The sequence below is a fragment of the Synechococcus sp. R55.7 genome, from assembly GCF_047461955.1.
Classification (GTDB): domain Bacteria; phylum Cyanobacteriota; class Cyanobacteriia; order Thermostichales; family Thermostichaceae; genus Thermostichus.
In genome coordinates this window covers 15,753-17,761 of sequence record NZ_JANSIC010000014.1, presented here as the reverse complement: position 1 = coordinate 17,761, position 2,009 = coordinate 15,753, and the positions used below count along the sequence as shown (strand labels likewise).

The 2,009-nt window shown below is 58.8% G+C and carries 2 protein-coding genes and 1 tRNA gene; 1 reads left to right on the top strand and 2 read right to left on the bottom strand.

The window, feature by feature from the left end:
- Positions 1–43 precede the first annotated feature (43 nt).
- A complete protein-coding gene (locus NW820_RS01690; protein WP_414406510.1) occupies positions 44–1,225 on the bottom strand; it encodes an aldo/keto reductase in 1,182 nt (393 codons plus the stop codon).
- Between the two features lie 158 nt (positions 1,226–1,383).
- Positions 1,384–1,457 (bottom strand) — tRNA-Asp (locus NW820_RS01685).
- A gap of 49 nt (positions 1,458–1,506) precedes the next feature.
- Here NW820_RS01685 and NW820_RS01680 point away from each other — a divergent pair.
- The coding region (locus tag NW820_RS01680; RefSeq protein ID WP_414406509.1) for a hypothetical protein at positions 1,507–2,009 on the top strand (503 nt) is incomplete at its 3' end.

Here is a 2,009-nt window from a genome sequence, read left to right as displayed (position 1 = left end):
TCCACCGGATCTCGACCGTCAAACGGGGGGATCCCTGAGCAAGCTAGCTCTGAGATAGGCGCTTCACCTCAGCTCCAGAGAGCAGGCGATGGGCTTCTTGCAACAAAGCCGGGATCCGGTCGCGGTGGGGGCTGTGGATAAGATAAGGTCGCAGGGCTTCGGCATCCACTTTGTCTGCCCGCTGGCCGGGGAGCCAACTGCCGGCATTGCCCAACAGGTTGTAACGGCTCTTGGCATAGTCCACCAAGTCATAGGCCAAGACCAAATTGCGCAGCAGCAGAATAAACGGGATATTCACCTGTCCGGGGGTTTGGTCGTAGCGAGGCAGGCCCTGGTGCCAAGTTTTGGCGTAGTGTTCCCCCACCTGCTCGATCAAAGCTTGCTCTAGGCGGGCCAGGATCGGCGGCAACAGCTCATCAGCCCGATCCAATAACTCCACCGCCTGCAGGTGCTCATCAAAATCGCTGGGTCGGGCCGCCCCAATGCTGAGGGTGTGAACCTGGGGATGGGACAGACAGAACAGGTCGTTGAAGACCATCGGGCTGAGGGGTTGGCACAACTGCACCAGCTTGGCGGGCGGATCGTAAAGCCTGCCCCCCTTATCCGAGGGACTGATGATGAATACCCCCATATCCTGCTGAGCGGCAGCCTCAATGGCGGGCCAGTTGGTCTGGTTGACAAAATACCAGTGCAGGTTGACGTAATCGAAGCCCCCTGACCGTATGGCTTCCACAATCAACTCCGTCGGCCCATGGGTGGAGAAGCCGACAAAACGCACCCGCCCCTGCCGTACCAGGCGCTGACACACCTCCAGACACCCCCCTGGACGCAGGCTGTGCTCCAAGTCTTCCCAGGTATTCAACCCGTGGATGGCCAGCAGATCCACATAATCGAGGTTCAAGTAGCTCATCGATTGCTCGAACTTGGCCAGGAACTGCTGCGGGTCGGCGCTGGGGCCAATTTTCGTCTGCACAATCAGATCTTGCCGGGGAAAGAGCGGCAAAATGCGGCCCAACTGCATTTCAGAAGTGCCATAGCCGCGGGCAGTTTCGATGTGGTTGATGCCCACCTCCAAGGCCCGGCGAATCGTCGCCTCCAGGTTCTGCTGGCTTGCCGCTGGGATCCCTGACCAAGGAGTATCTTGCCAACTGTGTTGATAGCGCATGCCACCACAGCTCAGCACGGGCATAGGCAGCTCGGTACGCCCAAATCTGCGATACTGCATGGTTTTTCCCCTGGACTAAGCCCCATTTTAGAGTGGCCCCACCGCCGAAGCTTAAACCCCAGGCCGACCGCGTTGCGCAGCAGTCTCCATCAGAAATCAGATCAGTCTGGAGATATGAGGCTGCAGGGGAGCGACTAAGCTAGAGTGTTCTAGGAGTACGGGGCTGACGGGGCTCGAACCCGCAACTTCCGCCGTGACAGGGCGGTGCTCTAACCAATTGAACTACAGCCCCAATCGCTGCGAATATCTATTCTGGATGTGAATGAGGATTGTTGTCAATCATGGTGGTTAGTTTGGCAGCACAGGCCGCAACCCTTGTGGATACTGCTCCCCAAAACGGGATCCCGACGGCGGCAATGCAACAGGTGGCGGATGTGCTCACCCAGGTGGCTCAACACCTGGATCACCTGCAATACACCACCTTGCGCTACCCCGATGGCGGCTGGCTGACGGTGCGGGTGGTCGAGGATCCTGCTGCTGGCGAGGCGGAGTCTTTGTCCTCAGAGGGATCCGAGCCGGCAACTCATCTGTGGATCCCGGCCTTCGGCCACCTGGAAGATGCCCACACCACGCTGGCAGAGCTTAAGGATCGAGCGCCGGAGCTGGAGACCGCTTCTTTTGGGGTCTTGGAGCTGTTGTTCTTGGCGTTGGGCCTTTCTCGGGCCGATGGTATTGTCTTTTACGACCAAGCTGGGGATCGGCAACAGGGCAAAACCGTAGCCTGCCGAGCTTTGATGGAACAGGTCAATCAATCGCTTCGCAGATGGGCCTCTCCACCCCCTTC